Raw genomic sequence first — 17,228 nt, forward strand, 5'->3', positions numbered from 1 at the left:
ATATTAAGTATTTTCTCGGGTTTTAAGATAAATGGCTGCGGTGGAATGTTATCGCATTCAAGTTTTATTTTTCTTTGCCGTTATGGATAGTATAACTATTCTATGCAAAGAGTATTTTATGCTGAAAACGACGCGTTCCCGCATCCTTGCGGCCTGTTCGACCATTGTTGTACTTTCGCTTGCTATCAATACCTTTCTTAATTACACCATAGCCAATAACGCGAATAAGGAATCGATCCAGAACACGCTGGACGCGGTAGCGACTAGCCATAGTATCGCTATCAGTGACTGGGTTGCGTCTAAAACGCAGATGATTTCCGCGCTGCATGACCGCGCGATAAAAGATGAAGACCCGATCCCGCTGTTTAAACAGATTGTGGCATCCGGTGGGTTTCTGAACGTGTATATGGGTTACGCCAATGGCACCGCCAAGTTTGCCGATCCTGGCGGCATCCCTGCTGATTACAACCCGACCGTCAGACCCTGGTATCAGCAGGCCGTGAAAGAAGGCAAACCGTTAGCAACCGCGCCGTATGTTGATATGGTAACGAATACGCTGGTGGTTTCTTTCGTTGCGCCTGTACTGGAAGGAAGTACGGTCAGAGGCGTAGTCGGCAGCGACGTCACAATGAAAAGCGTGATTGAAAACGTCAAAGCGATTAACCCAAGCCCAGGAAGTTTTGGCGTGTTGATTGACCGCAGCGGTACGATTATTGCGCACCCAGATGAAACACTGACGCTGAAAAATATCACCGAGATTGCGCCTGCGATTAACCTAAGCGACATTCTTTCAGCAAATAGCGCTCGCGATGTGGATTTCTCCGGGTCGACCAAACTGGTGTTGGCAAAACCGATTACTGGCACGAACTGGTACATGCTGGTGGCGCTGGACAAAGCTGAAGCGACGGCGGGTATGCGTTCTCTGTTGTCTACATCTGTCATCACACTGGTTGCCATCGCGCTGCTGGGAACGTTGATTATTGGCTTTATTATCACGTCAACGCTCAAGCGTCTGCTGCAAATCCGCGACGCAATGGATGACATCAGCAACGGTAATAACGATCTGACGCAGCGCCTGCCGGATGAAGGGCAGGATGAAGTCGCGCAAATCGCCCGCTCGTTTAACATCTTTGTCGATAAGATCAGTCAGGTCATGATCCAGATTCGGGATATCAGCGCCTCGCTTCAGGTAGCGGCGGATGAAATCTCAGCAGGAAATAACGATCTTTCTGCGCGCACCGAATCTGCGGCGTCGAGCATTCAGCAGACTGCAGCCTCGCTGGAAGAAATTTCCGCGGCGGTGACGCAGTCGGCAGGATCGGCGCAGCAGGTTAACGCTAAGGCGTTGCTGCTGTCGAAAGATGCAGGCACGGGCGGCAAAGTGGTCTCTGATGTGATTGTCACGATGGAAGAGATCGTGGTCGCGTCTGGCAAGATCGGCGATATCATTGGCGTGATTGATGGCATTGCATTCCAGACTAATATTCTGGCGCTTAACGCTGCGGTAGAAGCGGCGCGAGCGGGTGAGCAGGGCCGGGGTTTCGCGGTGGTTGCTGGTGAAGTTCGCAGCCTGGCGCAGCGCAGTGCGCAGGCTGCAAAAGAAATTAAAGAGCTGATTGAATCGACGGTCTCCAGCGTGACATCTGGCTCCGTACAGGTTCGTCAGGCCAGCGACACGATGAATGAAATTGTCGGCGGCGTGTCTACGGTGAGCTCGGTGATGTCCGAAATTACGCATGCAGCGGATGAGCAAATGCGTGGCATCAACGAGATCAACAAAGCGGTTGCGCAGTTGGATTCAATGGTGCAACAAAACGCCGCGCTGGTGCAGGAATCTGCTGCTGCGTCGGGTGCGTTGCAATCACAGGCCGAAGAACTGAATGCCGTGGTTGGAGCATTCCGAGTCTAATAGATTATCACTGAAGAGGTATTGCCCGCAGCCAGAGCGGCGGCGGGCAATCACCGACTGCATTAGCAATCGACTGAATTAACAATCGATCTCATTAACAATCGACTGTATTAATGATCGACTGTATTAACGATCGGCAGCATTAACGTTGGGCTTCTCCGCCCAACGCTTCAATCAGATTCGCAATCAACGCAGCCAGTTCGCTGGTCATCAAAATGAAATCAGCATCAAACCGCTGAGCAAAATCTTCCCGATCGATATCGTCATTTTGTTCCCGCAGCGTATCGGAGAACTTCAATCGTTTTACCGAACCGTCCTCGGACAAGACCAGTTGAATACGTTCCTGCCAGTCCAGGGCCAGCTTGGTGACCAGTTTACCGGCTTCAATATGCACAGCGATTTCATCGCAGACCAAATCCTGTTTTTTACAGCGGATCACGCCGCCGTCTTCCAGAATCGCTTTTAGTTCTGCCTCATCCTGTAACGTGAAACCAGCGGCTGGCTCACCGGAACGAACCCACTCGGTTAGCGTCAGCTCGATAGGGTTTTCCATCGTCAGCGGTACAACGGGCAGTGACCCTAGGGTTTTACGCAGCAGCGCCAGCGTATCTTCGGCTTTTTTGGCGCTGGCGGCGTCGACCATAATCAGGCCATTAACCGTATCAATCCACATCCACACCTGACTGAAACGGCTGAACGCACGCGGCAGCAGGCTATGCAGGACTTCGTCTTTCAGCGAGTCTTTTTCGGTTTTTTTCAGCTTGCGGTGCTGTTCCGCTTCCAGACGTTCGATTTTGGCCTGAAGGGTTTGCTTGATGACCGGAGATGGCAGGATTTTTTCTTCTTTACGGACGCAGATAACGATTTGCCCATTCACGACGTGCGTTAATGCATCACTATGCGATCCCATCGGTGATACCCAGCCCGTTTTCATCATATCCTGACTGCCGCACGGGGTGAACGTGAACGCGCTGAGCCGTTTTTCCAGTTCATCCGCAGATAAAACGTTATCTTTGGACAGCACGCTGTCCCGGCTTAGGCGATAAATCATTAAGTTTTTAAACCACAACATGGTGTTATCCCTGACTGGGCGCGCAGGTTTGCACGCGGGTTTGTAATGTTGCGCGCATGATAACGAATTCGAGGCCGTAATGTGGAATAAAATACCGGGATTCAGAGGAATACCTATCACGCTTTGCGCTGTCGCTGATTGGTTTCTCTGGTTATACCCGTCATACTTCAAACTGCATGTGCGCTGGCTGCGCGGCTCGAATGATTTAGGGTACCTACTATAAATAAGAACGTTTTCAGGTCGGTGACACACTTACGCGGGCCTATTTACAACACGTGGGGAGACATCATGAGAATTGGTATCGATCTGGGCGGGACGAAAACGGAAGTTATCGCGCTGGATGATGAGGGGCAGGAACGTTTTCGGCAGCGTATGCCGACGCCAAGAAATGACTACCCGGAAACGCTACGGACTATTGTCACGCTGGTGGAGATGGCTGAAAAAGCGATTGGCTGCCGTGGTAGCGTCGGTGTAGGAATCCCCGGTACGCTGTCGCCGTTTACCGGCAAGGTAAAAAATGCCAACTCCACCTGGCTCAACGGTCAGGCGCTGGATCGCGATCTCGCCACGCTGCTGAATCGGCCCGTACGCGTCGCCAATGACGCGAACTGTTTCGCGGTTTCAGAGGCGGTTGATGGCGCCGGAGCAGGGAAGCAAACCGTCTTCGCGGTCATCATTGGAACCGGCTGTGGGTCGGGAGTAGCGCTGAACGGGCAGGCTCACGTCGGCGGCAACGGTATTGCGGGGGAATGGGGGCATAACCCGCTGCCCTGGATGGACGACGATGAGCTGCACTACCGGCAGACGGTTCCCTGCTACTGCGGTAAGTCTGGCTGTATTGAAACGTTTATCTCTGGCACCGGGTTTGCCGTGGATTACCAGCGCCTGAGCGGTCAGCCGCACAAGGGCGAGGCGATTATTGCCTTAGTAGAGCAGGGCGACCCCATCGCCGAGCTGGCGTTGCAACGCTATGAGCACCGTCTGGCAAAATCGCTGGCGCATGTGATCAATCTGCTCGACCCAGATGTGGTGGTGCTGGCGGAATGAGCAATGTTTCTCGCCTTTATCAAACCGTGCCGGAAAAGATTAAACAGTGGATCTTCGGCGGTGAGTGCGAAACGCCCGTGCTTCAAGCCATACACGGCGACTCCAGCGGGGTACGCGGAGCCGCCTGGCTTTGGCCGAAGACGGAGTAATTGCAGACCGAATCATCGCTAAACGGCGTACTGCGGTGCCAGCCGACTGACACCCAGCCCGTTAACCTTCTGCACTTTGATCTGTACCGGAATACGCTCTTTCATGGCTTCGACATGGCTAATGACGCCGATAGTTTTACCCGAGGCGTTCAGGTTATCCAGCGCGTCCAGTGCGATATCCAGCGTCTCGGCATCCAGCGTGCCGAAGCCTTCATCCAGAAACAGCGAGTCGATACTGGCTTTATGGCTGACCAGATCGGACAGCGCTAATGCCAGCGACAGACTGACCAGGAAGCTTTCGCCACCGGATAGCGTTTTTGTGTCGCGCTCGGCATCCGCTTGCCAGGTATCCATCACCAGAAGTTCCAGTTCGCCACCGGGCTTACGTTTTAGCTGATAGCGATCGTGCAGGCGTGAAAGCTGGAGATTGGCGAGGTAGACCAGATGATCCAAGGTCAGCCCCTGAGCAAACTTGCGGAACTTATCCCCTTTACTTGAACCGATCAGCGAGTTTAGCGTCTCCCAGTCGTCATTTTTTTGCTGGCTCTGGGCGATCTCGTTAAGTAAAGCCTGCTGGTTCTGACGCTGTTGTTTATCATCAGCCAACTGGCGCTGGAACTCCCCCTGCTGCCGTAGATTGGTTTTCAGCGTTTCATCCAGCGCTGCCACCTGCTGCTGCATTGCTTCCTGCGTGACGTCTTCCGTCAGGGATGCTGGCCGTTGTTGCTGATGGGCGAGCAGTTCTCCTTCAGCCTGTTGGTGCAGCGCCGCCGCCTGTTGCAAGCTCTGATACAGTGTTTCCTTTAATGCCTGCAATGTCTGGCGTTCCTGTTCATCGAGCAGAGCATTGAGGAACGTGGTTTCATCTGCGAACGTGCTTTGTTGCAACGCCTGAGTAAAGCGTTCGGTCACATTCTGATACTGGCGCGAATTTTGTTCACATTGTTGCTGCTTGCTTGCCAACTCACCTGTCAGGCGGCTCAACGTCGTTTCGGTTTGCTGACGAGCTGACTGGGCTAGTCTGAGCGCATCGTCATACTGCTGGCTGGTTCGCTGTAGCTGTTCGCGCACATCGGCGATTTGTCGGTTCCCAAACAGCGCCAGTCGCTCTTGCTGGCTTGTGTTGAGTCGCGCGAGGTGCTGTGCCAACTGCTGTTGCTGTGTTTGAAGCAACTGTCTCGCCTCTGTCACGCTGTGGTGCAGATGCTGAAGATCGCTGTCCAGCGTGGCTAACAAGGGAATTAAGCGAGATTGCTCCTGCTCTTTGGCTTTCCAGTCTTGCCACTCGTTCTCGCGTTGAGCCAGCCATCCATCTTGTGCGTCAGCGTCTGGCAGAAGAAGCCCTACTGTTGCCAGCGTCTGCGTCATTTCCTGCGTATGCTGCGTGAGTTGCTGATGCACATGTTGCAGTGACTGGGTTATTTCTTCCTGTATAACGCGTAGCGACGCGTGTTGCTGAACGTTCAGCGCGATTTTCTGGTCGAGTTCCCGCTGCAATGCCTCTGTGGCAGTCAGTAAATCCTTACTTTCCTGCCACTGTTTTTGCAGTTGCTCGCGGAGGGCAATCTGCTGCCGAATAGCCTGTTCTTCGGCTTCACGCTGTGTAAGCCAGGCCGTGATGTCGTCCTGCTGTTCCAGCGAGTAGTTAACTTGTAAGCGCTCACTGACATCTTGCCACTGTTGGAGCAGGGTTTGATGTTCACTATCGAGCTGAACGATGTCCTGCTGCAACTGCTCTCGCTGCTGCTCTAGTGAGGCCAGGTGCGCCGTCGTATTCGCCAACGCCGTTGTTAACCGATTCACTTCCTGCTGTAACGTTGTCAGGCGCTGCTGAGTTTCAGACGGTTGCAGCGCCTGATAACGCTCAATGGCGGGATGCTCAGTTGAGCCACACAGTGGGCACGCTTCTCCCGCCTGTAGCCGTTGCCGTTCTGCTTCCAGCTTAACAATACGCTCTTCCTGTCGGTACACCGTTTCCAGGTCAGCCAGATGCTGGCTGCGCTGTTCATGCTCGGATTGTTGCTGTTTCCGTAATATTTGCGACTGGTCGAAATGTCCTTGTATCTCAACCTGTTTGGTGAGGTTCTGCTGCTTGCGCACCTGAAGACGCTGGAACTGATCGCTGACGGTTGCGAACTGTCGACATGTCGTCTGCTGATCCATGAGCTGATTAAAGCGCTGGTGCAGCGTGGAAAGCGACTGGTGCGCGTCCTGATGTTGCCGCGCCTCATCATGTTGTGTGAACTGTTGGCGCGCCGCATCAACGACGTTTTGTTGTTCACGCTGCTGTGTCGCCAGCGTTTCGGCTGCTTGCTGTAGCGCCGTCGACTCTTGCGTGTGCAGTGTTTGTTTCTGCTCCAGCTTCCGTTGTTCGTCCTGAAACTGGCGCAATTGTCGAAACTCGGCACGCCACTGCGGTAACCACTCTCCCCACTGCTCATAATGCGCGTGTTGCTGGCGGTAAGACTGAATCTGTTCAAGCTGTTGTTTAGCCTGCCTTTGCTCTGCTGCTATCTGGGTTTGCTTGCTTTCATCGGCGTGCAGGCGAACCTGTATTTTGGCCAGTTCTTCCTGTTGTTGGGCTTGCTGCTGCACCAGCGTGGCAATGTAATGATCAAGCGGCACAACCTGCTCGTTGATTAACAACTCTTGTTGCTGCCGTACTTGTTTGTGTCCATTAACATCCTGCTCGGCTTTTTCTTCCTGTTGGCGTAGTGTTGCCAGCGCCGTTTGCTCGGCGGCCTGCTTTGCGGCCAGTTGTTCAATGTGCTGGGCGAGCACAAGAGACTCTTGCCGATAGCGTTCTCGTTCCTGGTGTAGCGGCCTCAGTTTTTCTGCGGGGTCGCTGCTGGCTAGCTTGTCGAGCTGTGGTTTAGCCTGCTGAATGGCGGATTCGGCGCTTGTATGCAGTGTTTGCGTGTTGGCTAGCTGTGTTTGCCGCTGCGTCAGTTGTTCGAACCAGCGTAGCGTAGTCAGTGCTTGCTCTCGCTCGACGTTGCCCCGTTGTTCTTGTTGAACCAGTTCGGCAAGCTGTTCTTCCACCTGTTGACGCTGTTCATCGGTTAACAGCTGAATACCGGATGCACGCGCCTGTAGCGTGCTCAGTGCGACGCTTGCCTGCTTGTGCTTTTCATACACGCGTTCGGAAATCAGACCGTAAATGTCTGTGCCGGTCAGTTCTTCCAATAGCTCTGCGCGGTCGTCTGCTTTCGCGTTGAGAAAGGCAGCAAATTGCCCTTGTGACAGCATCATGGAACGCGTGAAACGGCCAAAATCCAGCCCGGTGAGCTGCGTGATCATCTCTTTCTTATCATTGAGTTTTTCACACAGAATTTTGCCGTCTTCAATGAGAGCGAGTTCGGCCTTGGGAGACTGCAAATTGCCGTCAGGGACATTTCTTGCCCGACGCTGGCTCCAGAAAGCGCGGTACCCCACGCCTTTCACCTCGAATTCGACTTCAGCAAGGCACTCTGCGGTATTGCGCGTCATCAGATCATTCTGGCTGGCGGAAAGCAGGCCAAGCCGTGGAGTTTCGTGGTATAGCGCCAGACAGATGGCATCCAGCAGCGTGGTTTTCCCCGCGCCGGTCGGGCCAGTAATGGCAAATAATCCGTTGCTGGAAAACGGCTCCTGCGTGAAGTCGATCTTCCATTCACCTTTCAGCGCATTGAGGTTTTTTAGGCGCAGGCTAAGAATCTTCATTTGGCTGGCTCGCTATTTTCCAGTTCATCAATAACCTGATTAAACAGCGTGCGAACGCGCTGCTGGCGGCTCTCTTCCATCTCTGTCTCCGTTGCCAGACGGCGTTCAAAAACGTCATGTACGCTGAGCTCGTTCAGCGTTTCCTTGTCTTGTTGCGTCATCGCCTGCATACGCTGTTCGCGTGTGCGGCGGAGCAGAAGCACCTCAACAGGCAGATTCTCAGTCATCGCCTGAACACGTTTCTGCATGTCGCTGAGGTAATCCTGCGTGCTGATTTCGATATCCAGCCATACAGGCTTATCGCCTCGATAATCCTGAAACGCGGCCAACTGTCGTTCAATATCGCTCAGGCTACCTTTAATCAACTGCATCGGCTGAGTGACGGGAATAGGCAGGATGTCTATCTGTGGAGGAATAGGTGGCGAGGCGTTTGGTGTAAAACTGACCAGACAAACGGACTTCTCACTGTTGAGTTCGTCAAAACTTAGCGGAATAGGCGAACCGCTGTAGCGGATATGCTCACTTTGCGTCACGCGCTGCGGGCGGTGAATATGGCCGAGCGCGATATAATCCGCAGGGGGAAAAGCCTGAGCAGGGAAAGCATCGAGCGTGCCAATATAGATATCGCGCACGGATTCCGAGGCGGTTGCGCCAATGGTCGTCAGGTGCCCTGTGGCAATAATTGGCAGCGGCAGGCCAAGTTCATCGCGTTTTTGGCAAGCCAGTTGGTAACATTGCTGGTAGTGCGCGGTAATCGCTTCCTGTAGCGCCAGCTGTTTTTCATCCCCCGATTGCCCAGCTTTGCTGATCAATACATCGCGTGGGCGTAAAAAAGGAATGGCGCAGAGCAGGGCGCCGGGCTGCCGTTGGCGATTTTCCAGCAGGAGCACCTGCCGGGCGGGATCATCGCTGGCGCAGGCAACCACGCGCGTGTTCAGGCAGGCCAGCAAATCGCGGGATTCATTTAACATCGCGACGGAATCATGGTTGCCGCCGAGAATGACGAGCTGACAGCCCGTGCGCTGTAGTGCTACCACGAAGCTATAATACATTTCCCGCGCATAGCTGGGGGGCGAGCCGTTATCAAAAATATCACCTGCGACTATAATGGCATCAACCTGATGGTGCTCCACCTGAGCGATGAGCCAGTGCAGAAAAGCCTGATGTTCAGTGCTTCGGCTTTTGGTATAAAAATATTGCCCTAAATGCCAATCGGCGGTGTGGATAATGCGCATCGTATTCTCTCGATATTCATGCCGCGTGGCGTTGTCCTTATTCACTGTGTGAAAGGGGGGGCCGTCGCCATGGTGCTCTGTCATCGTAATGCCATGATTATATATAGCAGGGAGGACGGCTGTCGCGGTGGAATCTGGAGTTTGGAAAGCGGCTCGAAAATAGGATGTATGCGCTGTAACATCGCGCGGTGAGGGCCGTGTGTTTTTCATAAATCTGTCATAAAACTGACGCATAATGCCTTTCGCCTGCTAACAGCGACGATGATTAACGACAGGATTAACAATGGCAAAACGCATATTAGTCGTGGAAGATGAAGCACCAATTCGTGAAATGGTCTGCTTTGTACTGGAGCAAAATGGTTATCAACCAGTTGAAGCCGAAGATTATGACAGTGCAGTAACGCAACTGTCGGAGCCGTTCCCAGAACTGGTGTTATTGGACTGGATGCTGCCAGGAGGTTCGGGCCTGCAATTCATCAAGCATATGAAGCGCGAGGCGCTGACGCGTGATATTCCGGTGATGATGTTAACCGCACGCGGTGAAGAAGAAGACCGTGTACGCGGCCTTGAAGTGGGAGCGGATGATTACATTACCAAGCCGTTTTCACCCAAAGAATTAGTAGCGCGTATCAAAGCTGTGATGCGCCGTATTTCACCGATGGCGGTGGAAGAAGTCATTGAAATGCGCGGCCTGAGCCTCGATCCCTCCTCACATCGCGTGACGACCGAAGAGCACGCGTTGGACATGGGGCCGACGGAATTTAAGCTGCTGCATTTCTTTATGACGCATCCTGAACGTGTTTATAGCCGGGAACAGTTGCTGAATCACGTTTGGGGCACTAACGTTTATGTTGAGGATCGTACTGTCGACGTCCATATTCGTCGCCTGCGTAAAGCGCTGGAAACCAGCGGACATGACAAAATGGTGCAAACCGTTCGGGGAACGGGCTACCGTTTTTCAACGCGTTACTGAGGTGATCGTAACCGGAGAAATATTAACGTGCTAGAACGTTTATCCTGGAAAAGGCTGGCATTGGAGCTGGCTTTTTTTTGTTTGCCTGCCTTACTGCTGGGGCTGATTTTTGGTTATCTGCCCTGGTTTCTGCTGGTCGCCGTATTAGGCTTACTGTGCTGGAATTTTTATAACCAACTGAAACTCTCTTATTGGCTGTGGGTTGACCGCAGCATGACGCCACCGCCCGGCCGCTGGAGCTGGGAACCGCTGTTCTATGGGCTCTATCAGATGCAGTTGCGTAACCGACGCCGACGCCGTGAGCTGGCGCTCCTGATCAAGCGGTTTCGCAGCGGGGCTGAATCCTTGCCGGATGCCGTGGTGATCACCACCGAAGAAGGAACGATCTTCTGGTGTAATCATCTGGCGCAGCACCTGCTGAATTTCCGCTGGCCGGAAGATAACGGTCAGAATATCCTCAACTTATTGCGTTATCCCGAATTCACGAATTACATGAAAGGACAGGATTTTAGCCGTCCTCTCACGCTGCAGTTGAATAATTCCCACCATGTTGAATTCCGCGTGATGCCCTATTCCGAAGGGCAGCTCCTGATGGTTGTGCGTGATATTACGCAAATGCATCAGCTTGAAGGTGCCAGACGTAACTTTTTTGCTAATGTGAGCCATGAGCTGCGTACGCCGCTGACGGTGTTGCAGGGCTATCTGGAAATGATGCAGGAAGAAACGCTGGATGCGGCGTTGCAAGGAAAAGCGCTGAACACCATGCAGGAACAGACCCGACGTATGGACGGGCTGGTCAAGCAACTGCTGACCCTGTCGCGTATTGAGGCGGCGACGGCGATCGATCTGAATGAAAAAGTTGATATTCCATTGATGCTGCGCGTGTTACAGCGTGAAGCGCAAACCCTAAGTCAGGGACGTCATGAGATTGTCTTTCGTGTGAACGAAAGCCTCCGCGTGTTTGGTAATGAAGAACAGCTGCGCAGCGCGGTATCCAATCTGGTATATAACGCGATTAACCATACGCCAGCGGGAACGCGTATCGAAGTCTGCTGGCAGAAGATCCCGCAAGGGGCGCAATTTCAGGTCAGCGATAACGGGCCGGGAATTGCGGCCGAACATTTGCCGCGCCTGACAGAGCGTTTTTATCGGGTTGATAAGGCGCGTTCACGCCAGACGGGCGGCAGCGGGCTGGGGCTGGCGATTGTTAAACATGCGCTCAGCCATCATGATTCCCGTCTGGAAATTATGAGCGAGGATGGTCTGGGCTCGCGTTTTGTCTTTACGTTGCCGAATCGGTTGATTGTCCCTGCCTCTCTGGCTGAAAATACGGTGAAACCTTCGGCCTGACGGGAAATGCTACCCATGACATCCGCCACTCGTATTGCGGGCGCTTTTTTACTGCTGTTCAGCGCGTTTTGCGCTGCGCAGCCTCGTCAGATGCTGGCGGGCAACCTCTCCAGCGCGGGGTCGGATACGCTGGCTAATCTGATGGCCTTTTGGGCGGCGGATTTCAGCCAGCATTACCCGAACGTGAATTTACAGATTCAGGCCGCTGGGTCATCTTCTGCGCCGACGTCTCTGGCATCGGGCGCAGCGCAGCTTGGGCCGATGAGCAGGGCGATGAAAGCCAGCGAAATTGACGCTTTCGTCCAGCACTACGGCTATCCACCGCTGGCGGTGCCGGTCGCCATGGATGCGCTGGTTGTGCTGGTCAATCAGGATAACCCGCTGCCTGGGTTGAACTTGTCGCAGTTGGACGCCATCTTTTCGATTACGCAGCGCTGTGGTAACCATCAGCCGATAAAACAGTGGGGCGATCTCGGCTTACGCGGCAGTTGGGAAAAGCGCACGCTACTGCGCTATGGGCGAAACTCTGCGTCGGGAACCTATGGGTTCTTTAAGCAAAAGGCGCTATGCCGTGGCGATTTCCTTCCTCAGGTTAATGAGTTACCGGGGTCAGCGTCTGTGGTACAAGCGGTTGCGGCGTCAACCGATGCCATTGGCTATGCCAGCGTGGGTTTTCGTACCAGCGGCGTGAGAATGCTGCCGTTAGCCGCACAAGACTCCGACTACATCTACCCCTCGACTGAAAATATCCGTAGCGGTTTATACCCTTACACCCGCTATCTCTATATCTATGTAAACAAAGCGCCGAGCCAACCGCTGGAAGCGTTGACGGCGGCATTTTTAGATCGTGTGCTGTCCGAAACGGGGCAAGCGCTGGTGAATCAGGATGGCTATTTACCGCTGCCGGAAGAAACGCGTCGTCAGGCGCGTCAGCAGATTGGCCTGCCGCAATAATTCCCCTTTCCACTACGAATTTGTGATGTTTTCACATTACATGAATTTTCTTCATGTAATGTGAAAATTCTTCTATTGCCCTGTGGGTTGCCACGTGACAGGATAGCTTTAAATCTAGACGTCCAGATGGCCAAATAGAATTAAATGTAACTATATCTCTGGGCAAATATTTCATATTGAAACTATCTGTCAGCATGCTTCTTTCCTGAAGATCGGTGCTGGCAACATGTCAGGAGCGACACATGGCGAACACCTTATCCCCTTTCCGTGCTGATATCGTCGGCAGTTTCTTACGTCCGGCTGCGATTAAGCAGGCTCGTCTTCAACATCAGGCGGGCGAGATTGATGATATCGCGCTGCGTAACATTGAGGATCGTGAAATCCTGCGGGTGGTAGAAAAGCAGCGCGAAGCGGGTTTGCAGATTGTGACGGATGGTGAGCTGCGTCGTGCCTGGTGGCATTTCGACTTTTTTGCTGATTTGCACGGCGTAGAGCGCTACGAAGCCGATCACGGTATTCAATTCAACGGTATTCAGACGAAATCTCATGCGATTCGCGTCGTGGATAAAGTGAGTTTCAACCCTCAGCATCCGATGCTCGATCATTTCCGCTACCTGAACAGCATTTCTGGCGATGCGGTCGCTAAAATGACGATTCCTAGCCCCAGCGTGATGCATTTCCGTGGCGGACGTAAAGCGATTGATGCGACGGTGTATCCCGATCTGGCTGACTATTTCGACGATTTGGCGCAAACCTGGCGCGATGCGATTCATGCATTTTATGACGCCGGCTGCCGCTTCCTGCAATTGGATGACACCGTGTGGGCTTATCTGTGCTCTGACGATCAAAAACGCCAGATCCGTGAACGTGGTGAAGACCCGGCACAACTGGCGCGGACATACGCCGATGTGCTGAACAAAGCGCTGGCGGATAAACCTGCGGATCTGGTTATTGGTTTGCACGTCTGCCGCGGTAACTTCCGCTCTACCTGGATTTCTGAAGGCGGCTATGAGCCTGTGGCAGAGATTCTGTTTGGCGAAGTGAATGTTGATGCTTTCTTCCTGGAATACGATACCGAGAGAGCGGGTGGATTTGAGCCGCTGCGCTTTGTGAAACCGGGTCATCAGCAGGTGGTTCTGGGACTGATCACCACGAAGAACGGTGAACTGGAAGATGCCGATGTGGTGCAGGCGCGTATCGCGGAAGCGGCAAAATATGTCGATCTCAGCCAGATTTGCCTGAGCCCGCAGTGTGGTTTTGCTTCAACGGAAGAGGGGAACAGCCTGACGGAAGAGCAGCAGTGGAATAAGCTGAAACTTGTCGTGGATATCGCCAATCGCGTGTGGTAAGAGCGGCGAGATAACCCGATTCCTGCAAATGGAAATACAGAGGCTGGATCATTAGATCCGGCCTTTTTTATTGTCGTTCTCCTGCCTTCTGCCCGCGATGTTTTGTGAAATATGTTTTTTTTATGATCGAACAGCGCATTTTATGCCGGTTTTTGTCAGTTTTATTGCAATGAAATATCGATAAATGCGCAAATCATGTGTTATGCAAATCATGATAAACCAATTTATATTCTTATTTTTTCTCATAGTTAGGCTGTATGTTCTGGTTTTTGGATCTCTGCTTGTCTTTTTACGCTATAAACGGTTTACTTAGCACCCAATATAGCTGTGCAAAAAATAACTTCTATGACCGCCATTTTCGTGTCGCCGAAGTGTTGGCGTCATGCTCCGAGCTAACCCTTTGCGAACGGCTTACGGCGGCGATAAACGACACAGTTTTCTTTTTATCGATTTGATACAGGCAACACGACATAACTATGAGTCATCGTTTAACTTCCAAAGATATTGTGGCATTAGGTTTTATGACCTTTGCTTTATTCGTGGGGGCTGGAAATATTATTTTCCCGCCTATGGTGGGATTACAGTCAGGTGAGCACGTTTGGACTGCGGCACTCGGCTTCCTGCTGACCGCCGTTGGCCTACCCGTGTTGACTGTGATCGCATTGGCTAGGGTTGGCGGTGGCGTTGATGCGCTCAGCTCGCCAATTGGTAAGAAAGCGGGCGTGGTTCTGGCCACCGTGTGCTATCTGGCCGTTGGGCCATTGTTCGCAACGCCGCGTACGGCAACTGTGTCGTTTGAAGTCGGTCTGGCTCCTTTGGTGGGTAACGGAGCGTCTCCGTTATTGATTTATAGCCTGATTTATTTTGCCATCGTTATCGGGATTTCCCTGTATCCAGGTAAACTGCTGGATACGGTTGGTCACGTGCTGGCTCCTTTAAAGATTATTGCTCTGGCGATACTGGGCATTGCAGCGGTGCTGTGGCCTGCGGGTACGCCGATTCCCGCGACGGAAGCGTATGAGCATCTGCCGTTTTCCAATGGTTTCGTTAACGGCTATCTGACGATGGATACCTTGGGCGCGATGGTCTTTGGTATCGTGATCGTCAATGCCGCGCGTTCACGTGGGGTGGCAAGCCCTGTCCTGCTGACGCGTTACACCGTGTGGGCTGGGTTAATTGCTGGTATTGGCTTGACGCTGGTCTATTTGAGCTTGTTCCAACTCGGTTCCGTCAGTGGTGAACTGGTGCCGCAGGCGCAGAACGGCGCTGAAATTCTCCATGCTTATGTGCAACACACATTCGGTAACATGGGAAGCAGCTTCCTGGCGTTGTTAATCTTTATCGCCTGTCTGGTGACGGCGGTGGGGCTAACCTGTGCTTGCGCTGAATTTTTTGCACAATACCTGCCGTTGTCTTACCGCACGCTGGTGTTTGTGCTGGGCATCTTCTCAATGGTGGTGTCTAACCTGGGTCTTAGCCATCTGATCCAACTTTCCATTCCCGTACTGACAGCGATTTATCCGCCTTGTATCATTCTGGTTTTATTGAGCTTTACGCTGCGCTGGTGGAATAGCGCGTCACGTATTGTGGCGCCTGTCATGTTAGTCAGTCTGTTATTTGGCATGATTGATGGTATAAAATCGTCGGCTTTCAAATCGCTGCTGCCAGAGTGGAGCCTCAACCTGCCGCTGAGCGAGCAAGGGTTGGCCTGGTTGCCACCGTCACTGCTGGTTTTGCTGGTTGCAGTGATTTACGACAGACTGTGTGGTCGTCAGGAAGTGACGGTACATCAATAATATCGTTAATGCCTGATAGCGCCGGTGCGGTAGGGATATCGTACTGCTCCGGCCCAACGTTGGGTTTCTGCACCACAGGTATTTGCCTGTGGTTTTTCTTTTTGTAATGTTTTCTTTCTATAAGACAGGGTTGCTTATCAATGGAACAACCATCTTCCAAGCTCAAGCGTGGGTTAAGCACGCGGCATATTCGCTTTATCGCCCTTGGCTCAGCGATCGGAACCGGTCTTTTTTATGGTTCCGCGAGCGCGATCCAAATGGCTGGCCCCAGTGTGTTACTGGCTTATCTGATCGGCGGAGTTGTCGCGTATATCATCATGCGCGCTCTGGGCGAAATGTCGGTACACAACCCACAGTCCAGTTCATTTTCTCGCTATGCACAAGATTACCTCGGGCCATTGGCGGGCTATATTACTGGCTGGACCTACTGCTTTGAGATGCTGATTGTCGCCATTGCCGATGTGACTGCGTTTGGCATCTACATGGGTGTCTGGTTCCCTGCGGTACCGCACTGGGTGTGGGTTTTGAGTGTGGTGCTCATCATTGGCGCGATTAACCTGATGAATGTGAAAGCCTTTGGTGAACTGGAGTTCTGGCTCTCGTTCTTCAAGGTTGCCACCATTATCATTATGATCGTTGCGGGGATCGGTATTATTGTCTGGGGGATTGGCAACGGCGGTGAACCGACTGGCATTCATAATCTCTGGAGTAATGGTGGGTTCTTCAGTAACGGCGTGATGGGGATGATTCTCTCGCTGCAACTGGTGATGTTTGCGTATGGCGGCGTGGAGATCATCGGAATTACCGCTGGTGAAGCCAAAGATCCGCATAAATCCATCCCTCGCGCGATTAACTCGGTGCCGTGGCGTATTCTGGTGTTCTATGTCGGTACACTGTTTGTGATCATGTCGATTTACCCGTGGAATCAGGTCGGAACCAACGGGAGTCCGTTCGTTCTGACGTTCCAACATATGGGCATTACGGCGGCGGCCGGTATCCTGAATTTTGTCGTGATTACTGCGTCGCTGTCGGCGATTAACAGCGATGTCTTCGGCGTAGGCCGTATGCTGCACGGAATGGCGGAACAGGGGCATGCACCGAAGGTATTTAGCCGCATTTCCAAACGCGGTATTCCGTGGGTAACGGTCGTCGTGATGATGACGGCGCTGTTGGTCGCGGTGTACCTGAACTACATTATGCCTGGCAAAGTTTTCCTGGTGATTGCTTCACTGGCAACGTTCGCGACGGTGTGGGTGTGGATCATGATCCTGTTTTCTCAGATTGCGTTCCGTCGCCGTCTGAGCCCGGATGAAGTGAAGGCGCTGGCGTTCCCGCTGCGCGGCGGTATCGCGACCTCCGTGTTCGGTATTCTCTTCCTGTTCTTCATCATCGGTCTGATCGGCTACTTCCCGGATACGCGTGTGTCGCTGTATGTCGGTATTATCTGGATATTGTTGCTTTTAGTGGGCTATGTCTGGAAGAAGAAACGTCAGAACGCGGTAGCGGCACAGAATTAAGTTAGTCGCTTGCTATCAGAAGAAGCGCTCAGACTGTCCGTTGACAAACCTATTTGTCGAACGAAAACGGGAGTAACGAAATAGAAGAGTAAAGCGTTTGCGCCATGGATGGCGCAAGCCGAGCTTACATGGACGTACTTGCAGCGTCTTTACGATCTATTCGTTACTCCCGCAC

10 protein-coding genes and 1 pseudogene are annotated in these 17,228 nt (G+C 52.7%); 8 read left to right on the forward strand and 3 right to left on the reverse strand.

Annotated elements, in window-relative coordinates:
- Window positions 1-118: 118 nt before the first annotated feature.
- Window positions 119-1,909: a methyl-accepting chemotaxis protein gene (locus NAL19_RS04990; RefSeq protein WP_263058927.1), complete on the forward strand. Its 1,791-nt coding sequence runs from the start codon at window positions 119-121 to the stop codon at window positions 1,907-1,909.
- Between the two features lie 142 nt (window positions 1,910-2,051).
- On the opposite strand, the gene rdgC is transcribed toward NAL19_RS04990, so the two are convergent.
- Window positions 2,052-2,981, reverse strand: coding sequence for a recombination-associated protein RdgC (gene rdgC / locus NAL19_RS04995; protein WP_263058928.1), 930 nt, complete (start codon window positions 2,979-2,981; stop codon window positions 2,052-2,054).
- 288 nt (window positions 2,982-3,269) lie between these two features.
- On the opposite strand from rdgC, the pseudogene mak reads away from it, so the two are divergent.
- Window positions 3,270-4,177, forward strand: a pseudogene (gene mak / locus NAL19_RS05000) (fructokinase).
- Between the two features lie 18 nt (window positions 4,178-4,195).
- On the opposite strand, the gene NAL19_RS05005 reads toward mak, so the two are convergent.
- Both NAL19_RS05005 and sbcD read right to left on the reverse strand, forming a co-directional pair.
- Window positions 4,196-7,879, reverse strand: coding sequence for an AAA family ATPase (locus NAL19_RS05005; protein WP_263058929.1), 3,684 nt, complete (start codon window positions 7,877-7,879; stop codon window positions 4,196-4,198).
- Window positions 7,876-9,114, reverse strand: a complete 1,239-nt coding sequence (gene sbcD, locus NAL19_RS05010) for an exonuclease subunit SbcD (RefSeq protein WP_263058930.1) — start codon at window positions 9,112-9,114, stop codon at window positions 7,876-7,878. The genes NAL19_RS05005 and sbcD overlap by 4 nt, the downstream gene beginning before the upstream one ends.
- A 283-nt stretch (window positions 9,115-9,397) precedes the next feature.
- Between sbcD and phoB the strand changes: the two genes are divergently transcribed.
- From phoB to proY, 6 genes are all read left to right on the forward strand, one after another.
- Window positions 9,398-10,087 (forward strand): phosphate response regulator transcription factor PhoB, encoded by a 690-nt coding sequence (gene phoB / locus NAL19_RS05015; RefSeq protein WP_005975981.1) that lies wholly within the window; start codon window positions 9,398-9,400, stop codon window positions 10,085-10,087.
- A gap of 27 nt (window positions 10,088-10,114) precedes the next feature.
- On the forward strand, window positions 10,115-11,437 hold the full coding sequence (phoR, locus tag NAL19_RS05020; protein WP_263058931.1) for a phosphate regulon sensor histidine kinase PhoR: 1,323 nt from the start codon (window positions 10,115-10,117) through the stop codon (window positions 11,435-11,437).
- A gap of 15 nt (window positions 11,438-11,452) precedes the next feature.
- Window positions 11,453-12,391, forward strand: a complete 939-nt coding sequence (locus tag NAL19_RS05025; RefSeq protein ID WP_263058932.1) for a PstS family phosphate ABC transporter substrate-binding protein — start codon at window positions 11,453-11,455, stop codon at window positions 12,389-12,391.
- Window positions 12,392-12,633: 242 nt separating this feature from the next.
- On the forward strand, window positions 12,634-13,740 hold the full coding sequence (locus tag NAL19_RS05030; protein WP_263058933.1) for a cobalamin-independent methionine synthase II family protein: 1,107 nt from the start codon (window positions 12,634-12,636) through the stop codon (window positions 13,738-13,740).
- A gap of 476 nt (window positions 13,741-14,216) precedes the next feature.
- Window positions 14,217-15,536, forward strand: coding sequence for a branched-chain amino acid transport system II carrier protein (gene brnQ / locus NAL19_RS05035; RefSeq protein ID WP_263058934.1), 1,320 nt, complete (start codon window positions 14,217-14,219; stop codon window positions 15,534-15,536).
- A 140-nt stretch (window positions 15,537-15,676) separates the two neighbouring features.
- A complete protein-coding gene (gene proY, locus NAL19_RS05040) occupies window positions 15,677-17,053 on the forward strand; it encodes a proline-specific permease ProY (RefSeq protein ID WP_263058935.1) in 1,377 nt (458 codons plus the stop codon).
- Window positions 17,054-17,228: the final 175 nt, after the last annotated feature.

It is taken from the genome of Pectobacterium sp. F1-1, from assembly GCF_025643735.1.
GTDB classification, from domain to species: domain Bacteria; phylum Pseudomonadota; class Gammaproteobacteria; order Enterobacterales; family Enterobacteriaceae; genus Pectobacterium; species Pectobacterium colocasium.